At 40.7% G+C, this 13620-nt stretch carries 15 protein-coding genes; 11 read left to right on the top strand and 4 right to left on the bottom strand.

The features are described from left to right. Window positions 1-133 precede the first annotated feature (133 nt). The 5 genes from ES896_RS08235 (at window position 134) to ES896_RS08255 (ending at window position 4253) form a co-directional block, all read left to right on the top strand. A complete protein-coding gene (locus ES896_RS08235) occupies window positions 134-1015 on the top strand; it encodes a YitT family protein (protein WP_007501276.1) in 882 nt (293 codons plus the stop codon). A 136-nt stretch (window positions 1016-1151) separates the two neighbouring features. After that, window positions 1152-1928, top strand: a complete 777-nt coding sequence (locus ES896_RS08240; protein ID WP_008342368.1) for a metal ABC transporter ATP-binding protein — start codon at window positions 1152-1154, stop codon at window positions 1926-1928. Then, window positions 1928-2788, top strand: a complete 861-nt coding sequence (locus ES896_RS08245; protein ID WP_007501274.1) for a metal ABC transporter permease — start codon at window positions 1928-1930, stop codon at window positions 2786-2788. The genes ES896_RS08240 and ES896_RS08245 overlap by 1 nt, the downstream gene beginning before the upstream one ends. Beyond that, window positions 2766-3194, top strand: a complete 429-nt coding sequence (gene zur / locus ES896_RS08250) for a zinc uptake transcriptional repressor Zur (RefSeq protein WP_003217433.1) — start codon at window positions 2766-2768, stop codon at window positions 3192-3194. The genes ES896_RS08245 and zur overlap by 23 nt, the downstream gene beginning before the upstream one ends. A gap of 141 nt (window positions 3195-3335) precedes the next feature. Then, window positions 3336-4253: an ROK family protein gene (locus ES896_RS08255; protein WP_135226695.1), complete on the top strand. Its 918-nt coding sequence runs from the start codon at window positions 3336-3338 to the stop codon at window positions 4251-4253. 24 nt (window positions 4254-4277) lie between these two features. On the opposite strand, the gene ES896_RS08260 is transcribed toward ES896_RS08255, so the two are convergent. Further along, window positions 4278-4856, bottom strand: coding sequence for a 5' nucleotidase, NT5C type (locus ES896_RS08260; RefSeq protein ID WP_025207634.1), 579 nt, complete (start codon window positions 4854-4856; stop codon window positions 4278-4280). Between the two features lie 139 nt (window positions 4857-4995). Here ES896_RS08260 and ES896_RS08265 point away from each other — a divergent pair, with 139 nt between their 5' ends. Beyond that, window positions 4996-5358, top strand: coding sequence for a DUF308 domain-containing protein (locus ES896_RS08265; protein ID WP_008342359.1), 363 nt, complete (start codon window positions 4996-4998; stop codon window positions 5356-5358). A 48-nt stretch (window positions 5359-5406) separates the two neighbouring features. Here the strand turns inward: ES896_RS08265 and ispG are convergent, their stop codons facing one another. Continuing rightward, a complete protein-coding gene (gene ispG / locus ES896_RS08270; protein ID WP_008342357.1) occupies window positions 5407-6522 on the bottom strand; it encodes a flavodoxin-dependent (E)-4-hydroxy-3-methylbut-2-enyl-diphosphate synthase in 1116 nt (371 codons plus the stop codon). Between the two features lie 106 nt (window positions 6523-6628). Beyond that, window positions 6629-6931, bottom strand: a complete 303-nt coding sequence (locus ES896_RS08275; protein ID WP_007501268.1) for a hypothetical protein — start codon at window positions 6929-6931, stop codon at window positions 6629-6631. Window positions 6932-7117: 186 nt separating this feature from the next. Between ES896_RS08275 and ES896_RS08280 the strand changes: the two genes are divergently transcribed. Then, window positions 7118-7663, top strand: coding sequence for a GNAT family N-acetyltransferase (locus ES896_RS08280; protein WP_135226696.1), 546 nt, complete (start codon window positions 7118-7120; stop codon window positions 7661-7663). Window positions 7664-7702: 39 nt separating this feature from the next. Here ES896_RS08280 and ES896_RS08285 read toward each other — a convergent pair whose 3' ends face one another. Then, complete coding sequence (locus ES896_RS08285) at window positions 7703-8455, bottom strand: DUF1189 domain-containing protein (protein ID WP_007501266.1); 753 nt, start codon at window positions 8453-8455, stop codon at window positions 7703-7705. Between the two features lie 143 nt (window positions 8456-8598). On the opposite strand from ES896_RS08285, the gene ES896_RS08290 reads away from it, so the two are divergent. The 4 genes from ES896_RS08290 to ES896_RS08305 all read left to right on the top strand — a co-directional run bounded on the left by ES896_RS08290 (window position 8599) and on the right by ES896_RS08305 (window position 13544). After that, the gene (locus ES896_RS08290) at window positions 8599-9084 is read left to right on the top strand and encodes a DUF456 domain-containing protein (protein ID WP_048001748.1); all 486 of its coding nucleotides are present in this window, start codon (window positions 8599-8601) and stop codon (window positions 9082-9084) included. Between the two features lie 183 nt (window positions 9085-9267). Further along, a complete protein-coding gene (sodA, locus tag ES896_RS08295) occupies window positions 9268-9876 on the top strand; it encodes a superoxide dismutase SodA (protein WP_007501264.1) in 609 nt (202 codons plus the stop codon). A 123-nt stretch (window positions 9877-9999) separates the two neighbouring features. Then, window positions 10000-11286 carry an MFS transporter gene (locus ES896_RS08300; protein ID WP_008342348.1) on the top strand — a complete coding sequence of 429 codons (1287 nt, stop codon included), beginning with the start codon at window positions 10000-10002 and terminating at the stop codon, window positions 11284-11286. A gap of 122 nt (window positions 11287-11408) precedes the next feature. After that, entirely contained in the window at window positions 11409-13544 is a 2136-nt protein-coding gene (locus ES896_RS08305; protein ID WP_039964027.1) for a peptidoglycan D,D-transpeptidase FtsI family protein, read from the top strand. Window positions 13545-13620 lie beyond the last annotated feature (76 nt).

The following is a 13620-nucleotide window of genomic DNA, read 5'->3' on the forward strand; positions in this document are numbered from 1 at the left end:
CCTCCCCTCTGTATCAATGTATGGGCGAAAACGGAAAATGTGCAAAAAATTTTATTTTACTCTGTGAAATGATAAAATAGTAAAGTGAATAAAATGTTCATTGAAAACTAAACATGTGTAGAAGGGAGAACGTATGGCAAATAGTAAACAGCATAAAAAGGAATCAGTGCCTCATTTTATTTTGAGAATTTTTCTGATTCTAGTAGGAGCTGCATGTGCGGCAGTCAGCATTGAATTATTTTTAGTGCCAAACAATATTATTGATGGAGGCATCATCGGTATTTCGCTTATTTTGGATTATCTTTTTACGGATAACCCATTCATTAATTTTGCGACGATTGTTGTCATTTTAAATATTCCATTTATGATATCAGGATACAAACATATTGGGAAAACCTTCTTGATTTCCACTGTGATTGGGATTGTCAGCTTGGCCGTGATTGAATCTTCACTCCATCATGTAGAAGCATTTACGACGCAGCCGATTTTAGCTACTGTATTTGGAGGGCTATTACTCGGGTTTGGCGTTGGGCTTGTGATACGGAATGGAGGCTCAATGGACGGAACGGAAATCTTAGGAATTCTTCTGACGAAAAAAATTCCTTTCTCCGTCGGTGAGTTTGTCATGATCGTCAATGTGTTCATTTTTATTTGGGCAGGCTTTGTCTTCGGACCAGAGCAGGCTATGTATTCTGTCATGACATATTATTTGGCAATGAAAACAATTGATGCTGTCATTCAAGGACTAGATGAAACAAAAGCTGTCATTATCGTTTCGGATTATTATGATGAAATTTCAGATGCGATCCTTCATCGTCTCGGCAGGGGAACCACCAAGCTTAGAGGAAAAGGCGGTTATACCGATGAAGAAAAAGATGTCATTTACGCCGTCGTGACAAGACTTGAAATTACGAAGCTGAAATCTATCGTGTTTGAAATTGATGGTCAAGCCTTTATTACGATTATGGATACGCATGAAACAAAAGGCGGTAAATTCAAAACAGCCATTCATTAGCTTTTATTTTACTTTTTTATCTTTCTTTTATATAATGAAATGTATGTATGGACAAAGAAAATGGCTTTTGCCATTTTCTTTTTGTTGTATAAATCGTAATCATTCTTTTTATATTGGATTAAAGGTGGAAAGATTTATGGCAAAGCCAATTATTGAAATGAAGGACATTTCGTATTCATATGGACAGCGAAATGTCATCGATCACATTCATTTAACAGTAGAGGAAGGAAACTTTCTAGCACTTGTTGGACCGAATGGATCTGGTAAAACAACCTTATTAAAATGCCTGCTTGGCTTGATTAAACCACAGCAGGGAGAATTGAAGCTCTTTGGCACACCTGCTCAAAAATTTAAAGACTGGGATCAAATTGGATTTGTTTCTCAAAAGGCGAATAGCTTTAATACAGGTTTTCCTGCTTCTGTATACGAGGTCGTGGCAAGTGGTTTAACGGCGAAGATTGGTTTATTCAAACGCATGAGTAAGCAGGATAAGCTTCAAGTAGATGAGGCCATCCGCTCAGTTGGCATACAGGACTTAAAACACCAAAACATTGGTGAGCTTTCAGGCGGGCAGCAGCAGCGTACATTTATTGCCCGTGCACTCGTCAGTCAGCCGAAGCTGCTTATTTTAGATGAGCCGACTGTGGGTGTAGACCAAAGAACAGTAGAGGGCTTTTATCAGCTGCTAGAAACATTGAACAAAGAAAAAGGAATGTCTTTAATTCTCGTTACACATGATGTAGGAACCGTTTCTGACAAAGTCACGCATGTGGCTTGTTTAAATCAGACACTTCATTTTCATGGAGATGCGGAAACGTTTGATTCGATGGATGATCAGGCGCTTTCTCAGTTTTACGGGCATGACATTCAAGTGATTCATCACGATCATCACCATCATGGGGGACATGAATAATGCTATTTCCATTTTTTCATTATGAATTTTTACAAAATGCGTTTATCGCAGGTATGCTGATCGGCTTTATTGCGCCCTTACTTGGTGTATTTATTGTCGTGAGAAGGCTCTCTCTCATCGCAGATGCGCTTAGTCACGTATCACTTGCTGGGATAGCGGCAAGTTTATTCCTTGATAAAAAGTTTGGACTTTTGACAGGGGTTAGCCCGCTTTACTTAGGAATGGCTTTTTCTGTGGCTGGCTCGTTGTTTATTGAACGTCTGCGCTCTGTGTATAAACATTATCAGGAGCTGGCGATTCCCATTATTTTATCAGGTGGTATTGGGATCTCTGTTATTTTCATTTCACTTGCAAATGGTTTTAATACAGATTTGTTCAGCTATTTGTTTGGAAGTGTCAGTGCGGTTTCAAGGCTCGATCTTTGGATCATTGTTGGGATCTCACTTGTCGTTGTATTAGTGGTTGTGCTCTTGTATAAAGAATTGTTTTTGCTTTCTTTTGATGAAGAACATGCGAAGGCTTCTGGTATTTCAGCTAAGTGGATTCATTTTATTTTTATTTTAGTCGTTGCACTTGTCATCGCAGCATCGATGCGTATTGTTGGTACACTCCTAGTGTCCGCACTCATGACACTGCCTGTTGCGGCAAGTATTCGGATTGCCAAAGGGTTTAAACAGGCGATTTTCCTTTCCATCTTATTTGGGGAATTGTCTGTCATGGTCGGCTTGATTTTAAGTTATTATCTTGATTTAGCGCCGGGTGGAACCATTGTGATGCTGTCTATCTTGATTTTAATCGGGTGTATTAGTATTGGGAAATTCAGAAGGGGGAATCATCATGAACGTACAAGAAGCGCTTGATTTATTAAAGGAAAAAGGCTATAAATATACAAGCAAACGTGAAGATATGCTTCAATTGTTTTCTGATTCTGATAAATACTTGACCGCTAAAAATGTATTAACAGCATTAAGTGAAGATTACCCAGGGCTTAGTTTTGATACGATTTATCGAAACCTGTCTTTATATGAAGATCTTGGGATATTAGAGACAACGGAATTATCAGGGGAGAAACTGTTCCGTTTTAAATGTTCGTTTTCCCATCATCATCATCACTTTATTTGTTTGACATGCGGTAAAACAAAGGAAATCGACGCTTGCCCTATGGACAAGCTTGATGCTGATCTAGAGGATTATCACATTAGCGGACATAAATTTGAGATTTACGGAACGTGTCCTTCTTGCGAACCGAAGGAAGTTCATTCATGAAAGAAGCCAGCCGATGGGCTGGCTTTTTGTTTTGTCATGTTGAAAACGTTTTACAAAGGATAGCTGTTTCATTAAAATGAGAACAACAGATCATCTATAGAAGCAGATTTGAGTCTTTAGAAATAGGGGGAGGGGTCAAAAGTGGCGTATTATATCGTATTCGATGTAGGCGGGACAAAAACAAAGCACGGGGTCATGAATCGAAATGGTGAGCTGATCACGAGCGGCGACTACGAAACAAACTGCCGGCAGCTTGAGCCGTTTTTAGAGGACATGGAGAACGTGGTGAAAGAGTATCAAAGGACTTGGGATATCAAAGGGATTGCGATGAGTCTTCCTGGTTTTGTTGACAGTCAAACGGGTTATACGGAATTTGCAGGAGCGATTATTGCTTTAAATGGCCAAAATGTCAAAACGCTTTTGGAAGAAAAAACATCACTTCGTGTAGAAGTAGAAAATGATGCGAACTGTGCAGCTCTGGCTGAAAAATTTAGTGGTCATGCGAAAGAGTGTGACAGCTTTATATGTATGACGCTTGGGACTGGTGTCGGCGGTGGTATTTTTGCTGGTGGCGAGCTTGTGCGCGGTGCCTCTTTTCGCGGCGGTGAATTTGGCATGATGCTGACAGAAACAGAAAATGGTCAGTTTACCACACTCAACAGCAGTGCTTCGACAGCTGGATTGATACGAAGTTACAAAGAGCAGCAGGGCATTCCACAAAGTCAGCAAATCGACGGTCAAGAAATCTTTGAAAAAGCCAAGCAAGATCCGGCCATTGAGAAGATGATCGATCAGTGGTACAAGCGAATCGCAATTGGCATTTACAATGTGGCAACAGTTCTCAATCCAGAGAAAATCCTCATTGGCGGGGGCGTGAGTGCAAGGCCCGATTTGATTCCAAACATTGAAAAACATTTACATACTTTGCATGCATGGAAAAACATACAGGTGACACTGGAAACGTGCTATTACTTCAATCAGGCAGGTATGATGGGTGCACTTTACCATTTTTTAATAAAAGAAGGACATCATCGTACAATCCAAAAGCCGATACATTAAAAACGTATCGGCTTTTAATCTGTTTTAGTAAGCAGTTTGCAGACGCTTTTCATACTGTTTGATCCATTGGGATGCTTCTTGCCAGTTATTAACCCGAATGATCCGTTCATCAATTGGCATTTGATTATACGGTGAGTTAAACAGAATCACTGGAATGTCAGCTTCTTTTGCAATCATTGTGGCATTGCCATGGTGATCTTCAAAAAACACATCGATCTTATGTTTTTGAACAGCTGCCACCTTATGATGTCCGCCAACAAGCTCGATGTCGTCATAATGGACATGATTCTCCTCAAACCATTTGTAGGTGATGTCTGAGTGATGCTGCCTTCTGGCTGTGATATAAATCAATTGATGATGATGTTTCATTTGATTGAGGATTTCTTTTGCACCCTCGGCAGGCTTTGCCTGTTTATAAATAAGAGGCTCATACTCATTCATCCAGCCCCAAAATTCTTCATTTGAAATCTTTAAAAGCTTCGTCAAATCATATTCCGTCATATCATCTAGTGTGATGTCACATTGAAACGACTCATTTAAGTAGGGGACAAAGGTGTCCTGCGCCGTGACTGTGCCATCGATATCAATTCCTAAACGTAACATGCCCACACTCCTCATATTTATCCTCTTAAAGTGTAACATAATCAATTCACATTTCCAGCAAGTTTTAGCAAACATGAAACAGACATTTTTGCTCATACTAAAAAAGCTCCTTTCTATTAACCAAAAGGGGGAATTGATCATGGAAAGAGACGAAGATTTCAGAAGAAATGATCGTGAAATCGACACACACTTTAGTAATGATGATGGCTATTTAGAGGAAACAGCTGCTGAAATTGCAGAGCCATATCAAGCATCAAGAGATCGTGAAGACAGAAGAGAACGTGACCATGTAGGTGACGATTCAGGCAGTAAGGGGATAGGCTATACAGCACTCGCGATTGCGATTATCTCACTATTTGTCTTGCCGGTGCTATTAGGCGTAGCGGCAATCGTCGTTGGTTATATTGCAAGAAGAAAAGGAGCACATGCGCTTGGCGCATGGTCAATCGGGATCGGAATCGTTTCCGTCATCCTCGGCATCTTTATCACCCCGTTCTTTTAACAGGACAGGAACAGAAAAACGCCTGACAGTGATGTCAGGCGTTCTTTGTTATGCGTTCGCTTGTTTTGCTTTTTCAGCTTCCATTTTCGCATAATGTTCTTCAGCGATTTTATCGATTTCTTTTTTCAGTTCTTCGACCATTGTTTCTTCTGGTACTTTCCGAACAATTTCACCTTTGCGGAATAAGAGGCCTTCACCTCTAGCACCAGCGATGCCGATATCAGCTTCACGCGCTTCACCCGGACCGTTTACAGCACATCCGAGAACAGCTACTTTAATTGGTGCTTTAATTTTAGAAATATATTCTTCGACTTCATTTGCAATGCTAATGAGGTCAATTTCAATTCGTCCACAAGTTGGACAAGAGATGAGTGTGGCTGCATTTGATGCAAGGCCAAATGATTTTAATAATTCACGTGCCACTTTGACCTCTTCGACCGGGTCAGCACTTAATGAAATACGGAGTGTGTTACCAATCCCCATATTCAAGATTGCGCCAAGACCAGCTGCACTTTTAACCGTACCTGCAAATAACGTACCTGATTCTGTAATCCCAAGATGAAGAGGATAATCAAAGGCTTTTGCTGCTTTTTCGTATGCCTCGATCGCAAGGTTTACATCAGATGCTTTCATACTGACAATGATGTCATGAAAGTCTAGGTCTTCTAAAATTTTAATGTGATGCAGTGCACTTTCAACCATACCATCTGCTGTTGGATAGCCGTATTTATCAAGAATCTTTTTCTCGAGTGAACCGGCGTTTACCCCAATACGAATTGGAATGCCTTTTTCTTTTGCCGCTTTCACAACAGCTTCGACTTTTTCTCGTCTTCCGATGTTTCCTGGGTTGATACGAATTTTGTCTGCACCTGCTTCAATGGCTTTCAGTGCAAGCTTGTAGTCAAAATGAATGTCGACAACAAGGGGGATGTTGATTTGTTTTTTTATGTCCGCAATCGCATTTGCTGCACGCTCATCTGGGCATGCGACACGCACGATTTGACAGCCAGCTTCTTCTAAACGTTTAATTTCAGCTACTGTCGCTTCGACATCATGTGTTTTGGTTGTCGCCATACTTTGAATGACGACTTCATTGTTTCCACCTATAGTTAAAGGTCCCACTTTGACGGGACGCGTTTTTGTACGATGTGTGACTTCACTCACTTGTCAATCGCTCCTTAGTGTACATGCAATTCGTTTGCAGTGTACGACGTGTTTTACATCTCATATTGTAACAGTCTCTTCGTATGAATGACAAGGAATTAACGTTTTATCTCTTATAGACCGGAAACTTGTATGTGCTGCCTGCCCGAATTTCGTTCGCTTTGACGCCTTGATTCAGTGCTTCAAAGTCTTCGATCACTTCATCTAATGGCTTACTTGTATGCACGATAGAGACGACGGTTTGTCCTTGTTTAACAGTGACAGTTTTATATGCCTGTTTTTCAGCTGTTTGAAAGGCGCTGGCGGGAACAGCAGGGCCTTCCTGAACGGGGATCGTTCCATTTTTCAAATCAAAAAAGATAATAAAGAGGACAAACAAACTGACTAGTAAAAAAATAATTCGCCGCATTTTACTCACCGCTTTTAAGAGTTTACTTCAGTGTATGTTTGTCCCTGAGTTGATAGAACCAAAAAGAGTGAAAAAGCTAGGGAAGGGCGGTTCTAGTGAGTTCTATTATGACTTGTAATCGGAAAAATCTTTGATAAGCCGAAGCGCTTTCTTTATTATGATAAAATAAAAAAAGGGGGAGAGTATATGAAGAAAATCAGTCAGTATATATATGTAAGAACACTAACAGAAAGTGATGCAGAAGCTCTATTAACACTTGAACGAGAAAACCGCACTTATTTTCAGCAATTTACACCTTTGGTTCAGGATGATTTTTTTACTGTACCTCGTCAAAAGGAACGGATTAACCGCAGTATGCAAAGGCGTGCAAAAGATGAAGCCTACATGCACGGTATTTTCTTAAATGAAACAGATGCATTAATTGGAACGATCTCACTCCATTCTGTTGAAAGAGGACCGATTCAAGGGGCTTTGCTTGGATATGTGCTTGATGAAAGGCAAGGCGGGAAGGGGTATATGACAGAGGCGATTCGTTTGATTATCGATTATGCCTTTTATGAACTGTACCTTCACCGTATTGAGGCTGGCGTAAAACCATCTAACATTGGTTCCATTCGTGTGCTTGAGAAGACAGGGTTTGAAAATGAGGGACTTCATCGTAAAAAAGTAAAGATCAATGATAAGTGGGAGGATCACTATTTGTTTGCGATCATCCATCCAGATGAGTCATAGGGTCAAAATAAATAAAAAAGCTCCCCGAAATGAGGGAGCTTATTTTTTTGCAGGTATTTCTTTAACGACAAGATATAAGAAAATAAAGTTAATCACCCAATTTAATAAAAATGAGTTCGCAACCGGCGTGTTTAATGCACTCATGATGGCGAAAAAGACGGTTGTTAATGTGAGTGAATAGGCAGAGAGCTTCCAAAGCATTTGAAAGGACAGCTCTTTTTGCTGCATTCGTTTAATAAATGTGCCAAGCATGGCTAGGAATGTTGCGCTGATGAACATGAGAGCAGCAGTAGATAGGTACAGCAGGACACAAATGACAGGGATAATGATCGCTTGATTCTGGTTTGTGACGCTGGCAAGTTCATCTTTTGTGAGTGTTCCGCCAAGCAGCTGGTATGGAATATCTGTCATTTGTCCGTCAATGGCAATCACTGCTTTTTCTTTCAATAACGCAATGGCTGTTTGTTTTGATTCAAGCTCACTTGATTTTATTTTTTCAGCGGGATCAAAGATAATCGTGATGCCGTTTTCTTCTTTTTCGATCGGCGTGCTTTGATCCGCTTGAAGCGTTCCTTTTTCAATGGAAAAGTCGGGTAAATCTTTTTTAATCACATGCTGAAATCCTGACATCGCATTTGAAATCTCTTGGCTCATATGATAGCCCTGGGGGACAGCTGCGATGATCGAAAGGATAAAGATGAATAAAATGGCCTTTCCAATCCCAGTAAAACGTGCTCTGGCAATATCTTTTGGTGAATAAATTCCTTTTAACAATAAACTAAATACGTTCAACCGATTCACTTCCTACATTCTTTTCTATTTCTCACATTGTATCAATGTCTATCCATCCAGTACAAGTACGGCCTTCATTGCTGGTTAAGATAGAAGGAATGAGGCATAATGTATACAGCATATAAAAAGGAGGCGGCTGCGGATTGGACGTGCTATATTGGGTTTTGATCGGCTGTGCATTTATCATTGCGTTTGTGGGACTTGTCTATCCAATCATTCCTAGTGTGGTTTTCATGGTTCTTGGGTTTATTTTATATGGGCTCTTTTTTAGCTTTGAGAAATTGACGCTCACCTTTTGGCTCATTCAAGCCATGTTTACAGCTGTGTTATTTGCCGCGGATTATGTCTCCAATCTGATTGGGGTGAAACGCTTTGGCGGCAGCCGGGCGGCCATTTGGGGAAGTACCATTGGGCTTTTAGCCGGTCCTTTTGTGATTCCGATTGCTGGAATTATCATTGGTCCATTTATCGGCAGTGTCATCGCAGAGCTGCTCGTTCATCAAAAAGATCTGAAGACAAGTGTGAAAGTGGGGCTTGGCTCATTAATTGGTTTTGTGTCAGGCGTATTTGTAAAAGGGTTGATTCAAGCACTGATGCTGGGAATCTTTTTGTTTTATGTGCTTCGCTAAATGGAAAATCGGTGTTTAACACTCTTTCTGAAGGGTTAAATACAAAATAAACACTGAAATGTTTCAGATCATGAGCAATAACGTTGAAACAAGCCGTTTCTTTTGATACTCTTTGATTAGGGTGAATTGCTTGCTTACTAAGGAAGCATTTCAGTACATACATTTCTAAGGAGGAATTTAACCATGGCTTTTAAACTTCCAGAATTACCATATGCTTACGATGCATTAGAACCACATATCGACAAGGAAACAATGACGATTCACCACACAAAACACCACAACACTTATGTAACAAACTTAAACAAAGCAATCGAAGGTGTATCAGCTCTTGAAGATCAATCAATTGAAGAGCTAGTGGCTAACTTGAACTCTGTGCCTGAAAACATTCGTACAGCTGTACGTAACAATGGCGGAGGACATGCGAACCACTCATTATTCTGGACGCTTCTTTCACCAAACGGTGGCGGCGCACCAACTGGTGAACTTGCAGATGCGATCGAAAAAGAATTAGGCGGATTTGAAAAATTCAAATCTGATTTCGCTGCAGCAGCTGCAGGACGCTTTGGTTCTGGTTGGGCATGGCTTGTTGTGAACAATGGCAAACTTGAAATTACAAGCACACCAAACCAAGATTCTCCTTTAACTGAAGGAAAAACACCAATTCTAGGACTAGACGTTTGGGAGCATGCTTACTACCTAAACTACCAAAACCGTCGTCCTGATTACATTTCAGCATTCTGGAATGTTGTGAACTGGGATGAAGTGGCTCGCCTTTACAGCGAAGCTAAATAAATGATTTGATTTGAAAAGACCTGCTTCTCTCTGAGAGCGGGTCTTTTTATATTTTCCCTCCTTTTTTTACATATCTGCCTTTTGATGAGACAGACTATTGTGTAGAAAAGGAGAATGAATGATATGAGCAGATTAAAGAAAATGTTCGGGGACATGGATGTCACAAGAGATTTATTGCTCCTCCTCACGATTGGCGGATTATACGCACTTGCGATTGCGCTTTCGAATACGTTTGTGAACGTGTATTTATGGAAACAGTCTGGGCGATTTACAGACCTTGCGATTTATAACTTGGCAATTGTTGTCCTTCAGCCCATTACCTTTTTATTTGCTGGACGGCTCGCTAAAAAAATAGATCGTGCATTTGTCCTTCGTTTCGGTGTCATCTTCTTAGCCGCTTTTTACTTAATTGTTCTCATGGCAGGAGAGCAAGCGGCAGCTCGGCTCGTGTTATTAGGCAGTGTGCTTGGAATCGGCTATGGTTTTTACTGGCTTGCCTTTAACGTGCTCACTTTTGAGATCACTGAACCTGAAACAAGGGATTTCTTTAATGGATTTTTAGGAGTGCTTACCTCTACAGCTGGTATGATCGGGCCGCTCATTGCAGGAATTGTGATTTCTCAATTAACGGATGATACAGGCTATACAGTGATTTTCACTTTATCGCTTTTTTTGTTTTCACTAGCGGTTGTGATGAGTTTTTTCCTCAAGAGGAGACAATCAAAAGGAAAATTTATCATTAAGCAAATTTGGAAAGAGCGCCATGCGGACGAGAATTGGCGTAAGATCACAACTGCTCACTTTTTTCAGGGGCTCCGTGAAGGCGTGTTTGTCTTTTTAATCAGTGTCTTTGTGTTTATTGCAACAAACAGTGAGCTTGCTTTAGGCACATTTGGTCTAGTCAATTCAGGTGTTGCCTTTTTTGCCTATTTTTTTGCTACTCGTTTGATTAAGAAAAAATGGCGCAAAAAAGCGATTATGTTTGGCGGGCTTATTTTATACGGCGCTTTATTTTTAATCGTCTTTCACTTGTCCTATGTATCACTGCTTATGTACGCTGTAGCCATTGCGATCGGCTACCCGCTTCTGCTAGTTCCGTATGTCTCTTTAACTTACGATGTCATCGGTCATGCCAGATATGCAAGAAAAGCCCGAATTGAATATATTGTCGTCAGAGAACTATTTTTAAATGCCGGGCGTATTTGTTCGATTGTCTTTTTTCTTTTATCTGTCACCTTACTGGGCGATCGGCTTGGGATTCCTGCTTCACTAGTCGTACTCGGAGCGGGGCACACCCTTATTTATTATTTTGTAAAGGACATTCATTTAAAAGAGAAAACAGCTGATATAGAAGAGGCTGACGGTCAAAAGCCTGTTTCTCAAACGAACCTTATGAAGGGAGAAAGGTAAAATTTCTTACCAATGGAACATCAAATTTCTAGATAAATGATAGAAAAACCGCTAAAATGATGATGGCACCTTTTATACACAAAAAGGGGTGCCATTTCTTTCTTGATAGAAAAGGTGATGTGATGAGAAACAAGAAAAACAAAAAAGACGCGAAGGAAGGGCGCAAAACACTTCCGATCCGGCTGAATTTATTATTTTTAGCTGCGTTCATTATTTTTACCGGTGTTGTGGTCAGACTCGGTTTTGTGCAGATTGTGAATGGAGAAGATTATAAAAAGCAGGCAGAAAAACAAGAAGACGTGAATGTCAGCTCATCTGCTCCGCGCGGAAAAATTTATGATCGAAATTATAACACGATTGTCAGCAATAAAGCGCTAAATGCCATTACATATACGAGAACCTCGACGACTTCACAAGAAGAGCGGCTCAAAGTGGCAACAAAATTAGCGGATATGATTCACGTAAGTACGAAGAAAATCACAGATCGTGATAAAAAAGATTTCTGGATCTTAACCCATCCGAATGAAGCGAAAAAGCTTGTTCAAAAGGAAGCCGATTTAAAGGGTGACGATAAGGTCTCTGATGATAAACTATACGAGCTCCAGCTGAAACGCATCACAGACAAGGAATTAAATCAACTGACGAAAAAAGATTTGCAAGTGCTTGCGATTAAAAGACAAATGGACGCAGGCTATGCACTTACGCCTCAATTCATTAAAAATGAAGATGTAAAGCCAAGTGAAATTGCTTACGTCTCTGAGCATTTGGACGAGTTGCCAGGTGTAGATGTCACAACAGACTGGTCACGCAGCTATCCTTATAAAGGATTGCTCCGCAGTATGCTCGGCAGTGTGTCTTCAAGTGATGAAGGTCTTCCGTCGTCACTGCTTGAACATTATCTATCACTCGGCTACAGCCGAAATGATCGTGTAGGAAAAAGCTATCTTGAATATCAATATGAAGATGTGCTGCAAGGTCAAAAAGAAAAAGAACAAAGTACAACAGATAAAGAAGGCAATGTCACAAGCTCTAAAGTGTTAACAGAAGGAAAGAGCGGGAAAGACCTTGTGCTGACGATTGATATTCAGCTGCAAAAAGCGGTGGAAAAAATCATCGAAAAGAACTTGAAAAGTGCGAAGCAAAGAGGCGGCACAGAACTTCTTGATCGTGCGTTTGTTGTCATGATGGACCCGAGAAATGGGGAAGTACTCTCGATTGCGGGTAAACAGATTACCAATAAGAATGGGTCATACAAATTTGATGACTATGCACTAGGAACGATGACATCATCATATGCGATGGGATCAGCAGTAAAAGGGGCAACTGTGCTGACAGGTTATAAAACAGGCGTCCTTCATATTGGAAGCACCCAATACGATGAACCGCTCTATATCGCTCAGTCACCGCCGAAAAAATCCTATCAAAATATGGGTCTCATTAATGATTTAACCGCACTAGAGCGTTCATCAAACGTGTATATGTTTAAAACAGCGATTGCAATTGGGAAAGGGGAATATCGTAAGAATCAGCCGCTCCCAATTGATACAAAGGCGTTTGATACGTTCCGTTACAATTTTAGTAAATTTGGTCTTGGAGTGGAGACAGGTATTGACCTGCCAAACGAAGCAACTGGCTATCGTGGAACATCTACACAATCTGGTCTTTTACTTGACTATGCGATTGGACAATATGACACGTTTACACCGCTGCAAATGGCGCAATACGTTTCAACGATTGCCAATGGCGGCTATCGTTTACGTCCTCAGCTCGTAAAAGAAGTGAGAGAGCCAGATCCGCAAAGAGGCATTGGGGCTGTAACGGAGTCCGTCAAGCCGGATGTACTGAATAAGCTCGATATGACAAGTGATGAGATCAAACGCGTACAGCAAGGATTCAAGCTTGTGATGCAGAACCCAAGAGGGACAGCATATTCGAACTTTGGCAACAAAAAATACAATCCAGCTGGCAAAACAGGGACCGCTCAATCATTCTATGACGGCCCGATTAAAAGCAAACGCGGCACACCAACATATAACACAACACTTGTTGCGTATGCGCCTGCTGATAATCCAGAAGTAGCGATTTCAGTTGTCGTGCCTTGGGTGTATCAAGATTACAACCAGCGCTATCCGATTACAAATGATATTGGTGAACAAGTATTAGACAAGTACTTTGAACTGAAATCGAAACAGGAAAGCAATGATACACAAGCGAAGAACAAAAACAAAATTGAAAATGAAGCAGAAACAAATAACTAGACCTATTCTAGGTAAAAACGCTCACTTTTTGTGGGCGTTTTTTTATATTTTCTTCAAACTTTTCGATATAAATTGA

The sequence above is a fragment of the Bacillus sp. 005/A4HT-01/001 genome, assembly GCF_004634445.1.
In the GTDB taxonomy this organism is placed as follows: domain Bacteria; phylum Bacillota; class Bacilli; order Bacillales; family Bacillaceae; genus Bacillus; species Bacillus altitudinis.

What these genes read in the sequence shown, in the direction of transcription:
- ES896_RS08235 (WP_007501276.1), top strand. Translation starts at nt 134, where the DNA reads ATGGCAAATAGTAAACAGCATAAAAAGGAATCAGTGCCTCATTTTATT.
- ES896_RS08240 (WP_008342368.1), top strand. Translation starts at nt 1,152, where the DNA reads ATGGCAAAGCCAATTATTGAAATGAAGGACATTTCGTATTCATATGGA.
- ES896_RS08245 (WP_007501274.1), top strand. Translation starts at nt 1,928, where the DNA reads ATGCTATTTCCATTTTTTCATTATGAATTTTTACAAAATGCGTTTATC.
- zur (WP_003217433.1), top strand. Translation starts at nt 2,766, where the DNA reads ATGAACGTACAAGAAGCGCTTGATTTATTAAAGGAAAAAGGCTATAAA.
- ES896_RS08260 (WP_025207634.1), bottom strand. Translation starts at nt 4,856, where the DNA reads ATGTTACGTTTAGGAATTGATATCGATGGCACAGTCACGGCGCAGGAC.
- ES896_RS08265 (WP_008342359.1), top strand. Translation starts at nt 4,996, where the DNA reads ATGGAAAGAGACGAAGATTTCAGAAGAAATGATCGTGAAATCGACACA.
- ES896_RS08275 (WP_007501268.1), bottom strand. Translation starts at nt 6,931, where the DNA reads ATGCGGCGAATTATTTTTTTACTAGTCAGTTTGTTTGTCCTCTTTATT.
- ES896_RS08280 (WP_135226696.1), top strand. Translation starts at nt 7,118, where the DNA reads ATGAAGAAAATCAGTCAGTATATATATGTAAGAACACTAACAGAAAGT.
- sodA (WP_007501264.1), top strand. Translation starts at nt 9,268, where the DNA reads ATGGCTTTTAAACTTCCAGAATTACCATATGCTTACGATGCATTAGAA.
- ES896_RS08300 (WP_008342348.1), top strand. Translation starts at nt 10,000, where the DNA reads ATGAGCAGATTAAAGAAAATGTTCGGGGACATGGATGTCACAAGAGAT.
- ES896_RS08305 (WP_039964027.1), top strand. Translation starts at nt 11,409, where the DNA reads ATGAGAAACAAGAAAAACAAAAAAGACGCGAAGGAAGGGCGCAAAACA.